Source organism: Inhella gelatinilytica, from assembly GCF_016093295.1.
In the GTDB taxonomy this organism is placed as follows: Bacteria; Pseudomonadota; Gammaproteobacteria; order Burkholderiales; family Burkholderiaceae_C; genus Inhella; species Inhella gelatinilytica.
On the sequence record NZ_JAEDAL010000006.1, the window covers coordinates 76,696 to 96,157 of the forward strand.

Here is a 19,462-nt window from a genome sequence, read left to right on the forward strand (position 1 = left end):
TCCAGCGCCTACCTGCATCAGGCCCCACGGGGCCCAACCCGGCCGATCCCGGATAACAGGAATACCGGGCGTTCAGGCTTCCAAACCCAACGGCCCGTTGACTTGCAACAGCTTGATGCGGGCCGCCGCCGCCGCGCCCTCAAAGTCGGCCTCAATGCGGGTCAGCGCCTCCTCGTCGGCGGCTTGCGCCTCGCCCACACCCACGGCGCGATTGCGCCCGCGGTGCTTGGCGACGTACAGCGCCAGATCCGCCCAGTTCACCGCACGCTCCCAGTGCAGGCTCAAATCAGCCGGCGGCAGGGGGAAACACACAAAGCCCACCGAGATCGTGACCCGCAGTTGCTCCTTGCCGTTCACCACCACGGGTTGACTGCCCACCGCTTGCAGCAGCCGGTCGGCCAGCAATTGGATGTGAGACGGTTTGATGGAGGGTGCCAGAACCAAGAATTCCTCGCCGCCCCAGCGCACCAACAGGTCGCCGTCGCGCATGGTGCCCTGCAGGCGCTTGGCCACGGTCTGAATGACCACGTCCCCAGCCCCATGCCCATAGCCATCATTGATGCGCTTGAAATGGTCGATGTCCACCATCATCAGCGCGCCCGTGAGGGGCTCAGCGCCTCGCTTTTGCATCGCAGCCAGGAAATGCCGCCGGTTGGCCAGTTGGGTCATCGGGTCGCGCTCGCTGAGCACCTGCAACAACGCTTGATTGGCGCGCAAGCGCGTATGGGCTTGACGCACCCGCACCAGAGCCAGCATGGCAATGACCGCACAGAGGCCCGCCAGCACCGCGGCAATCACCGTCACCTTGCGGGCGGCCCCTTGGTTGTCCAGGGTCTGGGCCCGCACTTCGGTTTCACGGCGGAGCAGCTCAACTTGCGACTTTTGCTTGTCAGCGTCGTACTTGGCGCGCAATTCGGCCAGTACCGCTTCCCGCGCTTGACGCTGGGCATCTTGCGTCAACTGGCGTTCCGCGTGGTACAGGCTCAGCGCCTCGCGAGACTGGCCGGCGCGCGCCCACGCCACGCCCAGCTCCCGCATCTCCTCGGTGCGAGAGCGCAGGTCATCATGACCCACGGTCATGCGATCCAAGATCGCCACCTGGGCCTTGGCTGCATCGAAATGGCGCTGCTGAATGTGCGCCACCGCCAGGTTGTGGCGCGCCGTTCGAATGGTTCGCGGGTCGCCCAACTTTTCGAGCACGGGCAAGGCCTCTTCCATCGCCTTCTGCGCCTTTTGCGGCTGGTCAGAATGCAGGTAGGCATCGGCCAAGCTGACCTGCAGGCCCGCCCGCAGGTGCGGCAGCTGCGCGCGTTCCGCGACGGCCATGGCTTCTTCCAGCAGACCGCGATGCGCCGCGCGATCGCCTCCTCGGCGAACGAGAAGATCGGCCTCGTAAGTTTTAACGCGCACCAAGATGCGCGGCGTGGCACGGGCCAGCTGCAACGCTTCTTGCAAGACTTTCTTGGCCTCGTCCACCTTGTCCCGCATCTCGAGGATGCTGGCCAGCTCCGCCAAATCGAGCGCCACGGTCTCGTCGTCTTTACCCGCACGGGACAGGTGCAGCGCCTTTTCGACCGAGGCCTGGGCGTTGGCCAATTGCTCGCCCCGTTGCTGTGTGCGTGACAGCAAGCGCCACGCATCATGGGCCAGCCGGAAATCGCAAGTGAGTGCGCCGCTGGGCGGCACGCCGGCCCACGCACCACAACTCGGTTCTAGGCGCTGAATCACGTCGCTGGCCGCCAGGGCGGCTTCGGCGTTGCGGCCGCGCCGCTCTTCCAACAAGCCCTCAACGAAGCGTGCCCGTACGCTGCGCGGGCTTTGTCGCACCCACTGCTGCGCCGCGTCGAACTGACCTTGGAGCAAGCCCACACGGGCTTGCAGGTAGGGAATCCAGTCCCCCCAGGAAGCCTCTTCCTCCGCCTTCAGCTCTTGCAGGCTGGCCAAGCCCTCTTTCGGGTAGTCGTAGGCATGGACCAAGGATTGCGCACCGCGCTTGTCCAGGGCCGCATCCAGCGGCGCGGCAACAGCCCAACTTAAGGCCATGCCCCAAGCCAAGCCGATCCAGAGGGCTTTCATTCGTCGCCCCCCCGTTGTGGGCCCGGGGTGACCTGCAAGTTCAGCCGCCCGTCGTCGCGCGCGGCGCCCCAATCCGCCATCGCCTCCTGCAGAGACTGCATCGACTCGCAGCGAGCGCCATTCAGGCCCCAAGCTTGATTTCGACCATGGCCTTTGGCCTGATACATGAGGGTGTCCACCACATCGATGGCCTTCTCCCAGCCCGGAGCGCCCTCGCCCCCCGGGATGGGGAAACTGGCGTACCCAATCGAAGCGGTCACCCGCACCACCTGTCCATTGGGCAGGGCAACCGGCTCGCCGCCCAAGCCTTTGAGAATGCGGTGCGCCAGGCCCAAAGTCAGCAAGGGTTCGCGCGAGCTCACCAGAATCAAGAATTCTTCTCCGCCCCAGCGCACCACGATGTCTTGCTCCCGCACAGCGGCGCGCAAGCGGTGCGCCGTCGCCACCAGCACGGCGTCACCCCCAGCGTGACCGTGGGTGTCATTGATGCGCTTGAAGTGATCGATGTCAATCAAGAACAGGGAGGCTTTGAGCACCCCATCGTGTTCGTGGTGCCCCACCTCACGCTGGAAATAGCGGCGGTTGGCCAAGCCCGTCAGCGCATCCCGTTCGCTGCGCACGGCCAGCTCCGCATTCGATTGCGCCAACTCCCGATTGGCGTGGCGCATGCGACGGAACAGCATCACCATCAACACCATGGCGGCGACCGCGCTGGCCAGCAACAAGCCCCACTGCACCAACTGCAGATTGCGCGCCCGGATTTGCTCACCTTGCAACTTCGTTTGCTCTTCGAGCAGGCGCGTTTCTTGCGAGCGCCGCTCGGCATCAAACTTTTCTTGTGCTTCCAACACCCGCTTGCGTTGGTCCGCCCGTGACAAGGTGTCCGCGATCCGCCGGTACTCCTCGTACGCCTCGACCGCCCCGGCGTAATCACCCGCCTTCTCCAGGTACAACCCCAATTCTTGCCAGGACGAGGCCAAGTCAGACATCGCGCCTTGCTGACGATGTACCGCGATCACTTTCATCACATCGGCCTTGCCCTCGGCAATGCGCTTGAGCCCGATCTTTGCGATGCCCATGTTGTGCAAGGCGAGCAACTCGCTGTCGCGCTCCCCGAGTTCTTGCGCCAGAGGTATCACCTCCGACGTGATCGTCAAGGCGCGGGCAAAGTCGCCCACCTGCAAATAGCTGTCCGCCAGATTGCCCATCAACAAGAGCTGCTGCCCCCGGTCCCCGGCCAACTTGGCATGGTGCAGGGCGGTCTCCAGTGCCTTGCGGGCGACGCTGCGTTCACTCTCGCCCTGGTAAATGAGGGCCACCGCGTTGTACAGGCCCGACAGCAAGTCGTGATCCGCGGGGCTTTGCTTGGCCAGCTTCAGCGCCTCGTCGATCGTTTCTTTCGCCTTGTCAATTTGGTCGACCTGGATGTACACGGTCGAAAGCCGCGACAACGCGTAGGCCCGGCGCCAGGGTTCGTCCATCTCGGCGGCCAAGCGCACGGCGTCCAAGCGCAGCAAGACGGCCTCATCGGCGTGACCCGCCAGCTCGCGCACGCCCGCCCGCATCGACCGCTCGCGGTACCGCCACTTGGGTGCGAGTGCCGCCAACCGTTCCGGACGGATGGAGTCCATCTCCTTCTGGGCCAGCGCGTAATGCCCGGTGCTGAGGTGGTAGCTCGTCCAGGCGAGGGCCCACATCAACTCACCTTGGGCGCGACGCACCTCGTTGGGCGACTGACGCCACGCCGCCAGCGGGCCTTCCAGCGCCTCCAACTCCGTACGCTGCTTGCGTCCTGCGTGGTGCATGGCCAACTGGAAGAGCAAGTCAAATTGCTCTTCGCTGTCGGCCCGGGCCTGACTGCGAACTTTATTGATTTGCTCGACAAAGTCCTTGCGCTCCGAACTTGGCAAGCGCTCAAGGCGGGTGATTTCGGGGCGCAAGCTGTCCTGCGCGTGCGCGGCTCCGCCCAGCGCCAGCCCCAAGGCCAACACCATCCAGCGGCAGCGACGCGTCAATCCATCCATGAGGGACTACGACCAGGGTTCATTCAGGTGGAAGGAAGTGTCGCTGCGACCACAGTCTTGCGTCCAGCGCCCAGCCCCGTGCTAACCCCTAGCCCGTTCGAAAAATACACACGACCAGCTGAAATTCAACCCTGGTAGCCGCGCGGCACGGCGCCCAGCAGCTTGCGGGTGTAGTCCTGCTGCGGGTTGGCCATCAAGGCCTCCACCGGAGCCTGCTCCACCACGTCCCCGTTTTGCATCACCAGCACCTCGTCGCTGATGAAGCGCACCACAGCCAGGTCGTGGCTGATGAAGATGTAGGAGAGACCCAACTCGTCCTGCAGGTCCTTGAGCAGGTTGAGCACCTGGGCCTGGACCGAGACGTCCAGCGCCGACACCGACTCGTCCAGCACCAGGATCTCGGGGTTCAGCGTCAGACAGCGGGCAATCGCAATGCGCTGGCGCTGGCCGCCCGAAAACTCGTGCGGGTACTTGTGCAGGGCTGCCGCGGGCATGCCGACTTTCTCCAGCAGCGCCGTGGCCCGGGCCAAGCGCTCGGCGTGGTCCTTGCCGATCTGGTGAATCTCCATGGGTTCGACCAGGGTCTGCGCGATGGTGAAGCGCGGGTTCAAGCTGGCGTAGGGGTTTTGGAACACCACTTGAATGCGGCGGCGCATCTTCTGCCAATCGGGCCCGCTCATCTTGAGCAAGTCCTTGCCCTCAAACAGCACTTCGCCGCCGGTGGGCTCGTGCAGGCGCAACAGCGTCAAGCCCATGGTGGTTTTGCCCGAGCCCGACTCGCCCACCACCCCCAGGGTGTGGCCCTTGCGCAGCTCAAAGTTCACATCCTTGACGGCCTTGAACTCCTTCTTGCCGAAGAGCCCTTCCTTGAACCAAAAGCTCTTCTTCAGACCCTTGACCTGCAGCACCACCGGCGCGCTGGGGTCTTTGCCCTGGGCTTGCGCCTGCGCGGCCTTGCCGGCCATGTGATCGTCAATGACCATCAGGCGGGCCGGGTTTTCGGTCAGTGAGGGCCGGCAGGCCAGCAAGGCCTTGGTGTAGCCGTCTTGCGGGCTGGCAAAAATGTCCGCCACCGGCGCCTTCTCGCGGATTTCGCCATGGCGCATCACCACCACATGGTCCGAGATTTCGCCCACCACGCCGAGGTCGTGGCTGATGAAGAGCAAGCTCATGCGGTGCTTGTCTTTGAGCTTGCCCATCAGGTCCATGACCTGGCGCTGGATGGTCACGTCCAGCGCCGTCGTCGGTTCGTCCGCAATCAACAGCTTGGGCTCGCAGGCCAGGGCGATGGCGATCATCACCCGCTGCTGCTGGCCGCCGCTGAGCTCGTGCGGATACGCCTTCATGCGCCGCTTGGGTTCGGGGATACCCACCTCGGCCAGCAGCTCTTCGGCGCGGGCCCAGGCCTGGCGAGGCTTCAATCCCAAATGGAGCATCAGCGGTTCGCAGAGCTGATGGCCCACGGTGAAGACCGGGTTCAGCGAACTCATCGGGTCCTGGAACACACAAGCGATTTCTTTACCGCGCAGCGCCCGCAGCTCCCGCTGCGGCGTCTGCAGCAGGTCTCGCCCCTGGAACAGGATGCGGCCCGAACGTTCGGCGTTGTCTGGGAGCAGGTTCAGGATGGACATGGCCGTCACCGACTTGCCCGAGCCCGATTCGCCGACCAGGGCCACCGTGCTGTTCTCCGGCACGTCAAAGCTCACGCCCTTGACCGCCAGCGCCCGCTGCATCTGACCGCCCTCTTTGCCGAGGCGGAAGGCGACCTTGAGGTCTTGAATGCTTAACAACATCTCGGTCACTCCAACCCGCGGAGTTTGGGATCCAACGCATCACGCAGCGCGTCGGTGAAAAGGGCAAAGGCCGTCACGAAGAGCGCCATAAAGCCCGTCACCGCCGCCAGCTGCCACCAGTAACCCAGGATCAGCTCGCTCTGCGCCTCTTGCAGCATGGTCCCCCAGCTCACCTGGTCCACCGAAACGCCCAGACCCAGGTAGCTCAGGATCACCTCGTACTTGATGAAGCTCACCACGTGCAGCGACAGCTGCACCAGCGCCACGTGCGAGACGTTGGGCAGGATGTGCTTGAACATGCGCGATGGGGTGCTCGCGCCAATCGCCTCGGCGGCGCGCACGTACTCCCGCTGGCGGTGCTTCATGAACTCAGCCCGCACCAGACGGTAAATGCCGGTCCAACCCGTGAGCCCGAGGATCATGACCACGGACAGCACGCCGCGGCCAAAGATCACCGCAAACGCAAAGATCAGCAGGATGGAAGGAATGGCGGTGAACACGTTGTAGACCCACTCCAGCAGGTCGCCCACCTTGCCGCCGAAGAAGCCGGAGAGCGCCCCCAGAAAGGTGCCAATGAAGGTCGCCACCAGCGCGGCCAGCAGGCCCACCACGATGGAGACCTCGGCGCCCTTGATCACCTTTTGCAGGATGTCGCGGCCCAGGCGGTCGCCGCCCAGCACCAGGGTCTCGGCGCGCACGGCATCCAGGGTCTGGTACTTCTTGGCCGCCTCTTCCCACTCCTTGTAGCGAGGTGCGAGCGGGTCGATGTCCGACAAATCCACATTCGGCCCGGTGGGCGCCGCAATGCTGCCCGTGGCCTCCGCCGGCATGGGGCCCACCCAGTGCGGCGGGGCGTTGGGCACACCCACTTCCGACTGCCAGTCCTTGGCCACGGCTCCCGCCAGCACCAGCACCACCAGCAGCATGAAGGCCGCCACGATGCTCAGGCACACCATGCCCACGCGGTCGGCCCGCAGGCGCTTCCACGCCGCCGCCCACACGCCTTGCGAACGCGAAACGCCCGCCTTGCCCGAATTGCTTTGCACCACAGCCGTGCTCATTTCAGAACCACCCGCGGGTCGACCAGTTTGTAGAGGATGTCCGTCAGCAGGTTCACCAGCATGGTGATCACCGACAGGTAAATGGCGAAAGCCTGGATGACGGGGTAATCGCTGCGGTTCACCGCCAGCACGATCTCGCGGCCCAGGCCCGGGATGGAGAAGAAGATCTCCAGCAAGAAGCTGCCCACGAACACCCCCGGCAGCAGCACCGAGACGTTGGTCATGATGGGAATCAGCGCATTGCGCAGCACATGCTTGAAAAGAATGGTCTTTTCAGAGAGGCCCTTGGCCCGCGCCGTGCGCACGTAGTCGTGCCCGATCTCGTCCAGGAAGAAGGTGCGATAAAGGCGCGTCTGCGGTGCCAGGGCCACGAACACCGCCAGCAGCACGGGCAGCGGGGCGTAGGTGACCAGGTTGGTCCAGACCGAATCGCTCCAGCCCTGCACCGGGAACCAGCCCAAGCGGAAGGCAAACAAGTACTGGCCAATGATCACGTAGACCAGCAACGAGATGGACACCATCACGGTCGTGATCACCATCACCGAGCGGTCGATCAGGCTGCCGCGCACATAGGCCACGGCCATCGCGAACGGCACGGCCAGCGCCACTTCCAGGATCAAGAGCGGCACCATGACCGTCAACGTGGCCGGCACCCGGCTCATGAAGAGGCTGCTCACCGCCTCGTTCGTGGCCCAGCTCTTGCCCCAGTCAAAGGTGACGATCTGCTGGATGAAGATCCAGAGCTGCTCCCACACCGGGCGGTTCAGCCCCAGTTGCTCGCGAATGGCGTCGATCTGGGCCTGCGTGGCCGAGAGGCCACCGAGGATTTCGGCCGGGTCGCCGCCAAACCACTTGAACAAGAAGAACACCAGCAGCACGACCCCCAGCAGCGTAGGGATCATTTGCCACAGGCGCCGGATCAAATAAGCCGTCATGGGGCGGCTCCTTCGCAAACGTCTAGGCCCTAAAACAAACCCCGCCAGCGGCGGGGTGCCGACCACCGGGGTGGCCGGGCGCGAGTCTAGGCGAGAACCCTAATGCAGGGGGCTGGGGTTAGCCTGGGTGGCGGAGGTCATGCTCGGGCCATCCCTGCCCCCGGGATTTCCCGAAATCCCTACACTCGCGCGGCGCGCCGCAGCCTGTCGTCACCGAACGGCGGGGGCGGCGCTTGTGCTTGCGTTGTGTGTGGCGAGGGGTGTGCTGTGAATCGATGGAATTGGGCAGGTGCGCTGGCGGCAGCGCTGGGTATGGGTACGGCCCTGGCGCAGCCCAGCCCCGCAACAACGGCCGCGCCGGCCGCTGAAAAAGCGCCGATCAAAACCCTGCGCTACGCCTTCCGGGTGGCCGAGACCGGCTTTGACCCGGCCCAGGTGACGGACCTGTACTCGCGCACCATCACCGCGGGCATTTTTGATGCGCCGCTGCGCTACGCCCAACTGGCCCGACCGTTCAAGCTGGAGCCCTCGGGCTGCGAAATGCCCGAGGTCAGCCCCGACCACCGCGTGTTCACCTTCACCGTGCGCAAGGGCCTCTATTTCGCGCCGGATCCGGCCTTCAAGGGCGTCAAGCGTGAGCTGGTGGCGGCCGACTACGTGTACGCCATCAAACGCCACTACGACCCGGCCAACAAGAGCGGCAACCTCTACGTGCTGCAAAACGCCGGCGTGTTGGGCCTGGACGCCTTGCGCGAGCAAGCCCTAAAGACCAAACAACCCTTTGACTACAACCGCGAGGTGGAAGGGCTGAAGGTGCTGGACAAGTACCGCTGGCAGATCACGCTGAAGGGCCCGAACCCGCGCTTCATTCACAGCCTGGCCGATCCCATGGTGGGCGCCGTGGCGCGCGAGGTGGTTGAGTTCTACGGCGACAAGATCATGGAGCACCCGGTGGGCACGGCCGCCTGGATGCTGAAGAACGACGAGTGGCGGCGCTCCAGTCGCATCGTGCTGGTCAAGAACCCGCACTTCCGCGACGAGTTCTACAACGAGGAGCCGCCGGCCGACCGGCCCGACCTGCAGGCCATGGCTGCCAAGCTCAAGGGCCGCAAGCTGCCCATGATCGACCGCATCGAAATCGCCATCATTGAAGAAAGCCAGCCGCGCTGGTTGGCCTTTGTGAAGGGCGAGGCCGACCTGACGGAAGAAGTGCCGGCCGAGTTTGCAGGCATCGCCATGCCCAACGGCCAGTTGGCACCCAACCTGGCCAAGCGGGGCATGCAGATGAACCGCTACGTGCGCGCCGATGCCGTGGTCAGCTACTTCAACCTGGAAGACCCGACAGTGGGTGGCCTTCAGCCGGCGCAGGTGGCGCTGCGCCGCGCCATCAGCCTGGGCACCAACCTGGACCAGGAGATCCGCCTCGTGCGCAAGGGTCAGGCCAAGGCGGCCCAGGGGCTGATCGCTCCGCAGACCTTCGGCTTCTCGCCCCGCTTCAAAAGCGAGATGGGGGAATACGACCCGGCCAAGGCCAAGGCGCTCTTGGATCTACACGGGTTTGTGGACCGCGACGGCGACGGCTGGCGCGAGCGCCCGGATGGCAGCCCGCTGGAGATCACGTACCACACCCAGCCCGACGGCCAGAACCGCGCGCTCTCCGAGCTGTGGCAGAAGAACATGGACCGGCTGGGCATCCGCATTCGATTCAAGCTCGCCAAGTGGCCGGAGAACCTTAAGGCCGCGCGCGCTGGCAAGCTGCAGATGTGGGGCGTGAGTTGGAGCGCCAGCATCCCTGACGCCGAGGACCACCTCGGCCTGGCCTACAGCGCCAACATTGGTCAGGCCAATTACGCACGTTTCAAACTGCCGGAGTACGACCAGCTGTTCGAGCGCCAGCGCCAACTGCCCGACGGCCCCGAGCGCCAGGCCCTGCTGGAGCGCATGGACAAGCTGCTGGTGGCCTACATGCCCTACAAGGTGCACGTGAACCGCGTGTTCACCGACATGACGCAACCCTGGGTGATCGGCCACGACCGCAACATCTTCCGGCGCGACTTCTGGCAGTACCTGGACATCGACCCGGCGCTGCAGGCGCAGGCGGGGCGCTGAGCCATGACGGGCCGTTGGTTGTGGGTGGCGGGCGTGGTCTGCGCCCTGAGTCTGGGGACGGCGCAAGCCCAGAGCGGAGCCCCCGACGGCGTGGCGGCGCCCAAGACGCTGCGCTACGCCTTTCGAGTCGCCGAGACCGGTTTTGATCCGGCCAAGATCAGCGATTTGTACTCGCGGGTGGTCACCGCCCACCTCTTCGAACCCTTGGTGACCTACGACCACCTGGCGCGGCCGGTCAAGCTCAGACCCCTGACCGCCACCGAACTCCCGCAGCCCAATGCCGACTACACGCAGTGGACGGTTCGGGTGCGCCCGGCGGTCTACTTCCAGGACGACCCCGCCTTCCAGGGCCAGCGTCGTGAGCTCACAGCGGCCGACTACGTCTACAGCCTCAAACGCTTTGCCGACCCCAAGACCGCCAGCCCCAACTGGACGACCGTCGAGGCCTGGAAGCTCAAGGGGCTGAACGCCCTGCGCGAGCAGGCGCTGGCGGGCGTCAAGCCCTTCGACTACGACCAACCCTTGCCGGGGCTGCAGGTGCTGGACCGCTACACGCTGCGCTTTGAGCTGGAAGCGCCGATGCCGCACTTCGCGCAAGAGCTGGCGGTGGACCTGTTCGGTGCCGTGGCGCGCGAGGTCATCGAGCGCTATGGCGACGACAGCATGGCTCACCCCGTCGGCACCGGCCCCTTCCAGCTGGCGCGCTGGCGCCGCGGCTCGCTGATCGTGCTGGAGAAGAACCCCAGCTACCGCGAGCGCTTCTATGACGCCCAGCCCAGCGCGGACGACGCCGAGGGCCAGACTCTGGCGGCTCGCTTCAAGGGCCGGCGCCTGCCCATGATCGACCGCGTGGAAGTCAGCATCCTGGCCGAGGACCAGCCGCGCTGGCTCAGTTTCCTGGGCGGCGAGCAGGACTTCATCGAGCGGGTGCCCGAGGCCTACACGGGTATCGCCGCCCCGGGCGGCCTGCTGGCGCCCAACTTGGCGCGGCAGGGGATGCGCCTGCACAGCACCCTGGGCTCCGACGTCTTTCTGATGTTCTTCAACATGGAAGACCCCGTGGTGGGCGGCCTCACCGCCGAAAAGGTCGCCCTGCGCCGCGCCATTGGCTTGGCGATGAACGTGGCGCGCGAGATTCAACTCGTGAGGCGCAATCAGGCCATCCCGGCCCAAGGCAACTACCCGCCGCACACCACGGGCTACCGGTCCGGCTACCGCAGTCACATGAGCGAGTACAACCCAGCGAAGGCAAAAGCCCTGCTGGACACCTACGGCTACCGCGACGTGAACGGCGACGGCTGCCGCGAGGCCCCCGATGGCGGCCCGCTGCACCTGAGCATGGCCACGGCGCCCGAGGGCAACCAGCGCGAGATCGACGACCTGTTCCACAAGGACATGCGGCGCGTGGGCCTGTGCATCCCCTTCAAAATCGCCAAGTGGCCCGAGCAGCTCAAGGCCGCGCGCGCCGGCAAGCTGCAGATGTGGATGGTGGGCTACTCCTCCGCCCTGCCGGACGCCAGCAGTTCGGCCTCGCGCCTGGCCAGCAGCCACGCGGGTGGCAACAACATCGCGCGCTTCAAGCACCCGGAAGCGGATGCGCTGTACGCCCAGATCCGGGTGCTGCCCGACGGCCCTGAGCGCGACGTCCTGCTCGACCGCCTGCGCGACCTCGCCAACGTCTACATGCCCTACAAGTACAAGGGCCACCGCTTCCACCTGGACATCGAACGCCCGCAATTGCAGGGTTACCGCCGGCCGGTGTTCTGGCAGAACTGGTGGGAATACGTGGACATCACCCCCGAAGCCGCTCGCCCATGACGCTCAACCGTCGCCAAACCCTGGGCAGCTTGGCCCTGATGCCCGCTGCGCTGCACGCAGCACCCGAAGCGGACGTCAAGCCTGAAAAGAAAGTCTTCCGCATGGCCCTGGTGGCGGCGGAAACGGGTTTTGACCCGGTGCGCATCAGCGACACCTACTCGCGCCTCGTCACCAGCCACGTCTTCGAAGCGCTGTACGGCTACGACCCCGTCGCGCGGCCGGTGAAGATCGTGCCCAACACGGCCGTCGCGCTGCCCGAGGTCAACGCGGACTTCACGCAGTTCACGATCCGCCTCAAACCCGGCATTCACTTCCAGGACGACCCGGCCTTCAAGGGCCAACGGCGTGAACTGGTGGCGCAGGACTACGTCTACAGCTTCAAACGCTCGGCCGACCCCAAGAACGTCAGCCCCATGTGGCCGGAGCTGGAGGAGCAGGGCATCCTGGGCCTCACCGAACTGCGCGCCGCCGCCACCCCAGGCAAGCCCTTCGATTACGACCGCGAGATCGAAGGCCTGCGCGCCCTGAACCGCTACACGCTGCAGATTCGCGTCAAGGCCCCGCGGCCGCGGCTGGTGGAGATCCTGGCGCAGAACGACTTGCGCGGGGCCGTGGCCCGCGAGGTGGTGGAGCGCTACGGCGACGACCTCATGGCCCACCCCGTGGGCACGGGCCCCTTCCGCCTGGTGCAGTGGCGGCGTTCCAGCTTCATTGCGCTGGAGCGCAACCCGACCTACCGCGAGGTGCTCTACGACGGCGAAGCGCGCGACGACGTGGGGCGCGAGCTGCTGGCCCGTTTCAAAGGCCGGCGCCTGCCCATGATCGACCGCGTGGAGATCACGCCCATTGAAGAAGAGCAGCCGCGTTGGCTGAGTTTTCTGGGGGGTGAGCACGATTTCATCGAGCGCGTGCCGGGCGAGTACGCGCCCATTGCCTTCCCCGGCAACAAGCTGGCACCCAACCTGGCCCGCCAGGGCATCCAGCACTACCGCCACCAGGCCGCCGACTGCGCCTTCACCTTCTTCAACATGGAGGACCCGCAGCTCGGCGGGTTTGAGCCCCACCGCGTGGCGCTGCGGCGCGCCATCAGCCTGGCGCTGGACCTGGACACCGAGGTGCAACAGGTTCGCAAGGGCCAGGCCGTGCGCGCCCAAAGCCTGCTGCTGCCCCACACCACGGGCTACGACCCGGCGTTCAGGAGCGAGAACGGCGAGTTCAGCCCGGCCAAGGCCAATGCGCTTTTGGACCTGTACGGATACCAGGACCGCGATGGCGACGGCTGGCGCGAGCACCCCGACGGCCAGCCGCTGACGCTGGAATACGCCTCGCAGCCGGACAACTACTCCCGCCGCTTCCAGGAGATGTGGCTCAAGAACCTTAAAGCCGTGGGCCTGCGCATGAAGGTGCTGTACGGCCAGTGGCCCGAGCAGCTCAAGCAGGCGCGCGCCGGCAAGCTGCAACTGTGGTTCCTGGGCAGCACGGCGAATTACCCCGACCCCATCGGCATGTTGGCGCGGCTGTACGGCCCGCAGTCGGGCAATCAAAACTACTCGCGCTTCAAGCTCCCCGCTTACGACCGGCTGTACGAAAAGGTCCAAACCCTGCCGGACGGCCCCGAGCGACAGGCGCTCTTGCGCGAGATCCAGCGCCTCCAGGTCGCCTACATGCCCATGAAGGTGCACGTGCACCGCATCGTCAACGACCTGGCCCACCCCTGGGTGCTCGGCTACCGGCGCCCGCTGTTCCGCAACGAGTTCTGGCACCTGATCGACATCGACCCCGCGCGCAAGCCCAAAGCCTGAGCCCACCCCGGGTTTATCCGGAGTAACGACCCCGGGGGCGAATCGCCATACGGGGCATGCAACCCACCCTTTCACTGGCCCTTGCACCTGCCGCCCCGCTGATGCTGATGAGTTGGCTGACCCGTCTGGCCCCCCGCACGAGCGTGGGGGATGACGACGAAGCTGCACTGGTCGCGCGGCTCACGCAGGGAGACGAGCAGGCCTTGACCTTGCTCTACCGCCGCGAATCCGGCGCCGTTTACCGCTACGCCCTGGCCTTGGCCGGCGACGAGGCTGCTGCGCTGGACGCCATGCAGGAGGCCTTCAGCCAGTGGTTGCGCGCCCCGCAAGGCTTTGACCCGGCCCGCGGCCGGCTCGGCGCCTACCTGGCGGGCATCGCCCGCCACCACCTGCTGGGCCAGTGGCGTCAGCAGTGCGAGCCCCTGCCGGACACCGAGGAGCTGGAAGCCCAGCACCCGCTGGCCCACAGCCCCGACGCGTTGCTGGTGCAACAGCAAGACGACGCGGCCGTTTGGCAGGCCGTGCGCGCGCTGAGCTGGTCGCAACGCGAAGCCTTGGTGCTGGTGGACCTGCAAGAACGCAGCTACGCCGAAGCCGCTGCCGTGGCCGGGGTGACCGAGGACGTGTTGCGCACGCGTCTGCATCGGGCCCGGGCCCGATTGGCCCAGCGGTTGGCAGCACACCGGGGAGCCCCCGCATGAACACCTTGAAGAACGTCTTGTCGCAAGCTCGCTTGGGGCTCAGCCGTCAACGCCCCAGCCCCGAACAAGATGCGGCCGTGCTGCTGCAACTGCAGCGCCAGTGGCGGCGCCAGCAAGCCTTGCCGCTGCTGCGTCCGGCTGCGTTGGGCCCTGCGCTGCTGGACGAAGGGCCCCAAACCCCTCGTGGCCTGCTGGTGTTGGGGGTGATCTTGACGCTGGCCGCGCTGGCGTTGGCCCTGAACCTGGCGCGCCCCGACACCGCCCCGCAACCGGCCGGCGACTTCTGGCGCCTGGTCAGCGAGGAGCAGTGGCAGCAACTGGCCCGCGACGACGAGCCCGTGTGGGTCGTCCCCGCCGACATCCCCCGCGAGCGCCTGGCCCTGATGGGCCTGCCCTACGACACCAGCCGTGCGGCCGACACCGTGCGCGCCGATTTGATGATGCACCGCAACGGCCAAGTGCTGGCGGTGCGCTTTTTGCAGTAACCCCGCCCCGCTTTGGAGACCCGCATGAAACCCACCCTGATTGCCCTCAGCACCCTGAGCCTGGCCCTGGGGGCCAGCGCCCAGACCACCCGCTTGCACCTCACCCTGCCCGACCCGCACGTGCTGCACCAGGAGATCGAGGCCGAGGTGACGCAGGCGCTGGCCGAAGTCCGCCGCGTGCAACACAGCCTGGCGGAGGGGCCCGGCATGATTCATGTCGAGATGGGCCGCGAGCGGGTGGTCAAGGGCGCGCCCTACTGCGCGGACGCTGTTCACGAAACCGTGCAGCCGCTGGCGGATGGCAACCGCATCGTCAAGCGACAGACCACCCGCCTGTGCCGCGATGGCGAGGGCCGCACCCGGCGCGAAGTGCAGCGCGACGGCGGCACCAAGCTCGTGTACCTGACCGACCCGGTGAGCCGCGAGTCCTGGGTGCTCGACCCCGAGCGCAAAACCGCCCGCCCGGCCGGCTGGGCCGCCTGGGGTCAGGCCATGGGCCACGAGTGGGGCGAGTGGGCACGCGACCTGAGCCAGCGCCTGCGCGAACACATGCGCCACCCCGGCGATGCGCCCAAGCCCCCTGTGCCGCCCCTGCCACCAGGCAAAGAAGGCAAAGCCCCCAAAGCCCCCGCCGCGCCAGCCGCACCCGGCACGCCCGCGGCCGACGGTGAGCCCCAGGTGGTGATTGAGAACGAAGTCGTCATCCGCCACGGCGAGGGCGAGCCCCAGCGCCAGCGCGATGTGCGGGTCTACCGCTTCAGCGACCTGCCCAAGCACCTGCCGCCGCTGCCCCCCGCCCCGGCCATGGCCCCCATGCCACCCATGCCCCCGATGCCCCCGATGCCGCCCATGGCCGGCGCCTTTGACGGCCCCATGGGCTGGCGCCAGTTCATGCCGCGCGGTGAAGGGGTGCAAACCGCCCTGCCGGCCAAAGAGGTGGACGGCGTCAAGGTCAACGGGGAGCGCACCACCTGGACCATCGAGGCCGGCAAGATCGGCAACGAGAAGCCCATCGTCATCAGCCGCGAGGTCTGGACCTCACCGGAGCTGATGCTCACCGTCTCCAGCCGTGACCACGACCCGCGCAGCGGCGAGGTCAGCTACCGCTTGGAAAAGCTCAAGCGCGGCGAGCCCGAGGCCAGCCTGATGAAGGTCCCCGCCGACTACCAGAAGCCCGCCGCCCGAGCCCCCGGTGCGCCGCGCGCACCCGGTGCCGCCGCGTCAAACACCAAGACCTGAGTGGCTGGGGCCGCGCCCGGACGGCGCCGGCCTTTCCCCAGCCCCAAGCCACCTTCGGGTGGCTTTTTTTATTGCATGACTTTTTCCATGTGGACACGTGTATTGGTGCATTGATACACTAGTCGAATGGGTGACACGCTTCCCTTTTTGATTCACACCGGCTCCACCGAGCCCATCTACCGCCAGTTGATGGACCAGGTGCGCCGTCGCGTGGCCGCGGGGCAGTGGCAAGCGGGGCAGGAGCTGCCCTCGGTGCGCGAGCTGGCCGCCGCGCTGGCCGTGAACCCCATGACCATCTCCAAGGCCTACAGCCTGCTCGAAGCCGAGGGGCTGCTGGAGCGCCGCCGCGGCCTGGGCATGGTGATTGCGGCCGGCCACACCGGCGCGGCCCCCAAAGCCGAGCGCATTGAAGCGCTGCGCCCCACCCTGGAACGCGCCGCCGCCGAGGCGCGCGAGCTCGCCGTCCCCACCGAGCAGGTGCTGACCCTGCTGCGCCAACTTCTTGAGGAAGGGAAATCTTCATGAGCCGACTCACCAACCTGGCCCTGCCCTGGTGGAAGGCCCCGCGCCACGCCGCCGCCCCGGCATCCGCCGGGCTCAGCCTGCATGCCACGGCAGCAACGCCGGACACCGCCGCCCCGGTTCACATCACGGGCCTGAGCCTGCGCTACGGCAACGCCGGCCCCGCCGTGTTGAATGGGCTGGACTGGCGCCTGCAACCGGGCCAGGTCGTCGGCCTGCTGGGCCGCAACGGCGCCGGCAAGACCAGCCTGCTGGAGGCCCTGCTGGGCCTGCGCGAGCCGCTGGCCGGCGAAGTGAGGCTCTTTGGTCAGCCCGCCACCGCGATCGACGACACGGTGCGCGCCCGCATCGGCTACGTGCCGCAGCAGAACGACTTGTTCGAGGGGCTGACGGCCACGGAGATGCTGGCCTACTTCCGCAGCTTCTACCCGCGCTGGAACGAGGCGCGCGTGAACCACCTGCTGCAGCGCTGGCAGCTGCCCACTGACCAGCCCATCGGGCGCCTGAGCGGCGGCCAGCAGCAGCGGCTCGCCATCATCCGCGCCCTGGCGCACGAGCCCGAGCTGCTGGTGCTGGACGAGCCCGTGGCCAGCCTGGACCCCCTGGCGCGCCGCGACTTCCTGCGCGAGCTGGTGGAGCAGGTGCTGGACCGCGGCACCACCGTCGTGTTTTCCACCCACATCCTCAGCGACCTGGAGCGCGTGGCCTTCAACGTGGCCTTCTTGCAAGCCGGCCGCATCCGCCTGCAGGCGCCGCTGGACGAGCTGCTCGAGGAATGCCAATGGCTCAGCGGCCCTCCGGCCGCGCTGCAGGCTGCCGGGGGGGAATTCCTGGCCCAGGTCGGTGGCCGCACCTTGGTGCGCGGGGCGGCGGCGCACCCTGGCGTGCAAGCCCAAGGGGTCACGCTGGAAGACCTGTTTGAAGCCCTGACCTGAGCCCCGAGGAGCCTCCCATGCACCGCTTTCTCCCGCCACCGCAGGTCGCGATCTGGCGCCAGCCCTGGCAGCAGCGCCGCACCCCGGGCGAGCACCTGGGCCTGCTGCTGACCCTGGCCGGAACCAGCCTGCCGGTGCTGCTGCTGGCACAGGCTTCCAACTGGCTGCCAGCATTGGCCTTGGTCTGGCTGGTCGTGCTGTGGTGGAACCAGGTAGCCGCCTTGCTGCGCCAAAACCAGCCCCGCCTGGCGCAGTTGGTGCCAGGTCATTACGCGGCGCTACGGCGCCAACTGCTGATCCAGGGCCTGGTCGTAACCCTGTTGGGCGCCGGCTGCCTTTACGCATCCACAGGGCCGGGTCCTTGGTTGTTGATGGTGGGGCTGAGCGTAGTCCTGCTGGCTTGGATGGTGTGCGAGCCCACGCTGTTTTGGCCCATCTATCTATTTCCCGTCTGGCTTGCTTTGCTGGACTCCTGGAATCCCAATGTACAAATTTCGCTCAACCCGCCGTTCAGCATTCAAGCCCTGACGTTTGGGGCGTACGCCCTCCTGTTGGCCGCCTGTGTCGCCCGCAACGGCACCACCCTGCAGCGCCGGCATGCCCGCGAGCGAGCCCTTCAAGCGGCGGCCCGGGCCGCCCGCGAAGGCCGCCCCGATGGCCACCAGGCGCCCTGGGTGCGGCGCCTGGAATCCCTGTTCGACTGGCCACAAGCCCTGCACCGCGCCGCCCTGGTGCGCCGGGCCGACCCGCGCACCGTGCTCGCGCGGCTGGACCATGTGCTCAGCCGCAACGGCCACTGGGCCAGCCAGCTGTGGATCTTCAGCATCTTTTTGATGCTGCTCGTGGGCACCCTCGTCAGCCTACTGCTCCTGTTGCCCAAGGCCCCGCCCTGGGATGAGATCGGCCAGGGCGCCCGCCTCGGTCTGTCCATCGGCCCCTTCAGCTTCTTGCTCAGCGCTCCCTTGATCCGAGCGCGCATGCTGTGGGGCACGCGGCGCGAGCAAGCCCTGCTGGTCTTGCTGCCCGGCGTGCCGCAGGGCGCCCAGCAGGCGCAGGCCCTGGCCCTGTACTGGGGGCGCCAGCACCTGGCCTTGTGGAGCTTGGGCAGTGCAATGCTGCTGGGGCTGCTGGCGGTTTCCCACCCGCCCAGCCTGGTGTACGGCACGGCCTACGTCGCCGCCTGCCTGCCGCTGGGCTTGCTGCAAGGCTTTAGCCTGCTGCGCGCCCGCACCCAGGGCCCCGGCTGGGTCGACCGTATCGCGCCCTTCCTGCCCGCGCTGATGGCCCTGCCGGCCCTGGGCGCCGAACGTATCGGCCTGCCGCCCGCGCTGAGCCTGGGCGCCTCGGTCCTCCTGAGCGCCCTGGGCGCCCAGGTGCTGTGGCGCGGCCTGCGCCAGGCCCCGCTGCCGGCCGGCCGCCAAACCTACAACGGCAGTTCCGTGTAATACCGCCCGCCGTGGAAGATCAGGGGCTGCGCCCCCAGGCGGTGGGTGCAGCGCTCGACCTCGCCCACGAAGAGGATGTGATCGCCCTCTTCGTATTGGCTGCGGTTGGCGCACTCGAACACGGCGGCACAGCCCGGGATCAGCGGCACGCCGCCGGCGCCCTCGTCAAAGGTCAGGCCCGCAAAGCGGTCGATGTCACGCGTGGCAAAGCGCTGGGCCAACTCAATTTGCTCGGCGGCCAGGATGTGAATCGCGTAGTGGCTGCCCTGCGCAAAAACGGGCAAGGAGCCGGCGCGCTGGGACAGGCTCCACAGCACGCGCGGTGGCTCCAGCGAGACCGAGTTGAAGCTGTTGGCCGTGAGCCCCACCAAGCGCCCATCCGCCCCGCGGGCGGTGACGATGGTCACGCCGGTGGCAAAAAGGCCCAGGGCGGCGCGCAGCGATTGGGGGTTGGGGGCGTTCACGGGACCGATTGTCGGGGCGCGTAGCATCGCGCGCTTGCCCTTTCCCGGAATGC

15 protein-coding genes are annotated in these 19,462 nt (G+C 67.0%); 9 read left to right on the top strand and 6 right to left on the bottom strand.

Features of this window, described 5'->3' with window-relative positions; translation table 11 throughout:
* Positions 1 to 72: 72 nt before the first annotated feature.
* The 5 genes from I7X43_RS12345 to I7X43_RS12365 form a co-directional block, all read right to left on the bottom strand.
* Positions 73 to 2,076, bottom strand: coding sequence for a tetratricopeptide repeat-containing diguanylate cyclase (locus I7X43_RS12345; protein ID WP_198101246.1), 2,004 nt, complete (start codon positions 2,074 to 2,076; stop codon positions 73 to 75).
* Entirely contained in the window at positions 2,073 to 4,100 is a 2,028-nt protein-coding gene (locus I7X43_RS12350) for a tetratricopeptide repeat-containing diguanylate cyclase (protein ID WP_198101247.1), read from the bottom strand. The genes I7X43_RS12345 and I7X43_RS12350 overlap by 4 nt, the downstream gene beginning before the upstream one ends.
* Positions 4,101 to 4,225: 125 nt before the next feature.
* Positions 4,226 to 5,893 (bottom strand): ABC transporter ATP-binding protein, encoded by a 1,668-nt coding sequence (locus I7X43_RS12355; protein WP_198101248.1) that lies wholly within the window; start codon positions 5,891 to 5,893, stop codon positions 4,226 to 4,228.
* Positions 5,894 to 5,898: 5 nt separating this feature from the next.
* On the bottom strand, positions 5,899 to 6,954 hold the full coding sequence (locus tag I7X43_RS12360; protein ID WP_198101249.1) for an ABC transporter permease: 1,056 nt from the start codon (positions 6,952 to 6,954) through the stop codon (positions 5,899 to 5,901).
* Positions 6,951 to 7,889 (bottom strand): ABC transporter permease, encoded by a 939-nt coding sequence (locus I7X43_RS12365; protein ID WP_198101250.1) that lies wholly within the window; start codon positions 7,887 to 7,889, stop codon positions 6,951 to 6,953. Before I7X43_RS12365 ends, I7X43_RS12360 begins: the two co-directional genes overlap by 4 nt.
* Before the next feature lie 267 nt (positions 7,890 to 8,156).
* On the opposite strand from I7X43_RS12365, the gene I7X43_RS12370 reads away from it, so the two are divergent.
* From I7X43_RS12370 to I7X43_RS12410, 9 genes are all read left to right on the top strand, one after another.
* The gene (locus tag I7X43_RS12370) at positions 8,157 to 9,998 is read left to right on the top strand and encodes an ABC transporter substrate-binding protein (RefSeq protein ID WP_310737564.1); all 1,842 of its coding nucleotides are present in this window, start codon (positions 8,157 to 8,159) and stop codon (positions 9,996 to 9,998) included.
* 3 nt (positions 9,999 to 10,001) lie between these two features.
* Positions 10,002 to 11,816 carry an ABC transporter substrate-binding protein gene (locus I7X43_RS12375; RefSeq protein ID WP_198101251.1) on the top strand — a complete coding sequence of 605 codons (1,815 nt, stop codon included), beginning with the start codon at positions 10,002 to 10,004 and terminating at the stop codon, positions 11,814 to 11,816.
* Complete coding sequence (locus I7X43_RS12380; protein ID WP_198101252.1) at positions 11,813 to 13,618, top strand: ABC transporter substrate-binding protein; 1,806 nt, start codon at positions 11,813 to 11,815, stop codon at positions 13,616 to 13,618. The genes I7X43_RS12375 and I7X43_RS12380 overlap by 4 nt, the downstream gene beginning before the upstream one ends.
* Positions 13,619 to 13,674: 56 nt before the next feature.
* Positions 13,675 to 14,319, top strand: a complete 645-nt coding sequence (locus I7X43_RS12385; protein WP_198101253.1) for an RNA polymerase sigma factor — start codon at positions 13,675 to 13,677, stop codon at positions 14,317 to 14,319.
* Complete coding sequence (locus I7X43_RS12390; protein ID WP_198101254.1) at positions 14,316 to 14,804, top strand: hypothetical protein; 489 nt, start codon at positions 14,316 to 14,318, stop codon at positions 14,802 to 14,804. The genes I7X43_RS12385 and I7X43_RS12390 overlap by 4 nt, the downstream gene beginning before the upstream one ends.
* A gap of 24 nt (positions 14,805 to 14,828) precedes the next feature.
* Entirely contained in the window at positions 14,829 to 16,043 is a 1,215-nt protein-coding gene (locus I7X43_RS12395) for a hypothetical protein (protein ID WP_198101255.1), read from the top strand.
* Positions 16,044 to 16,169: 126 nt separating this feature from the next.
* Complete coding sequence (locus tag I7X43_RS12400; RefSeq protein WP_198101256.1) at positions 16,170 to 16,568, top strand: GntR family transcriptional regulator; 399 nt, start codon at positions 16,170 to 16,172, stop codon at positions 16,566 to 16,568.
* Positions 16,565 to 17,500: an ABC transporter ATP-binding protein gene (locus I7X43_RS12405; protein ID WP_198101257.1), complete on the top strand. Its 936-nt coding sequence runs from the start codon at positions 16,565 to 16,567 to the stop codon at positions 17,498 to 17,500. Before I7X43_RS12400 ends, I7X43_RS12405 begins: the two co-directional genes overlap by 4 nt.
* A 17-nt stretch (positions 17,501 to 17,517) precedes the next feature.
* A complete protein-coding gene (locus tag I7X43_RS12410; protein WP_198101258.1) occupies positions 17,518 to 18,945 on the top strand; it encodes a hypothetical protein in 1,428 nt (475 codons plus the stop codon).
* On the opposite strand, the gene I7X43_RS12415 is transcribed toward I7X43_RS12410, so the two are convergent.
* Positions 18,924 to 19,436: a flavin reductase family protein gene (locus tag I7X43_RS12415; RefSeq protein WP_198101259.1), complete on the bottom strand. Its 513-nt coding sequence runs from the start codon at positions 19,434 to 19,436 to the stop codon at positions 18,924 to 18,926. The genes I7X43_RS12410 and I7X43_RS12415 overlap by 22 nt on opposite strands.
* Positions 19,437 to 19,462 lie beyond the last annotated feature (26 nt).

Coding starts and splice junctions, on each gene's coding strand:
- I7X43_RS12400 (WP_198101256.1), top strand. CDS start 16,170: ATGGGTGACACGCTTCCCTTTTTGATTCACACCGGCTCCACCGAGCCC.
- I7X43_RS12380 (WP_198101252.1), top strand. CDS start 11,813: ATGACGCTCAACCGTCGCCAAACCCTGGGCAGCTTGGCCCTGATGCCC.
- I7X43_RS12360 (WP_198101249.1), bottom strand. CDS start 6,954: ATGAGCACGGCTGTGGTGCAAAGCAATTCGGGCAAGGCGGGCGTTTCG.
- I7X43_RS12345 (WP_198101246.1), bottom strand. CDS start 2,076: ATGAAAGCCCTCTGGATCGGCTTGGCTTGGGGCATGGCCTTAAGTTGG.
- I7X43_RS12375 (WP_198101251.1), top strand. CDS start 10,002: ATGACGGGCCGTTGGTTGTGGGTGGCGGGCGTGGTCTGCGCCCTGAGT.
- I7X43_RS12355 (WP_198101248.1), bottom strand. CDS start 5,893: ATGTTGTTAAGCATTCAAGACCTCAAGGTCGCCTTCCGCCTCGGCAAA.
- I7X43_RS12410 (WP_198101258.1), top strand. CDS start 17,518: ATGCACCGCTTTCTCCCGCCACCGCAGGTCGCGATCTGGCGCCAGCCC.
- I7X43_RS12415 (WP_198101259.1), bottom strand. CDS start 19,436: ATGCTACGCGCCCCGACAATCGGTCCCGTGAACGCCCCCAACCCCCAA.
- I7X43_RS12365 (WP_198101250.1), bottom strand. CDS start 7,889: ATGACGGCTTATTTGATCCGGCGCCTGTGGCAAATGATCCCTACGCTG.
- I7X43_RS12405 (WP_198101257.1), top strand. CDS start 16,565: ATGAGCCGACTCACCAACCTGGCCCTGCCCTGGTGGAAGGCCCCGCGC.
- I7X43_RS12390 (WP_198101254.1), top strand. CDS start 14,316: ATGAACACCTTGAAGAACGTCTTGTCGCAAGCTCGCTTGGGGCTCAGC.
- I7X43_RS12350 (WP_198101247.1), bottom strand. CDS start 4,100: ATGGATGGATTGACGCGTCGCTGCCGCTGGATGGTGTTGGCCTTGGGG.
- I7X43_RS12385 (WP_198101253.1), top strand. CDS start 13,675: ATGCAACCCACCCTTTCACTGGCCCTTGCACCTGCCGCCCCGCTGATG.
- I7X43_RS12395 (WP_198101255.1), top strand. CDS start 14,829: ATGAAACCCACCCTGATTGCCCTCAGCACCCTGAGCCTGGCCCTGGGG.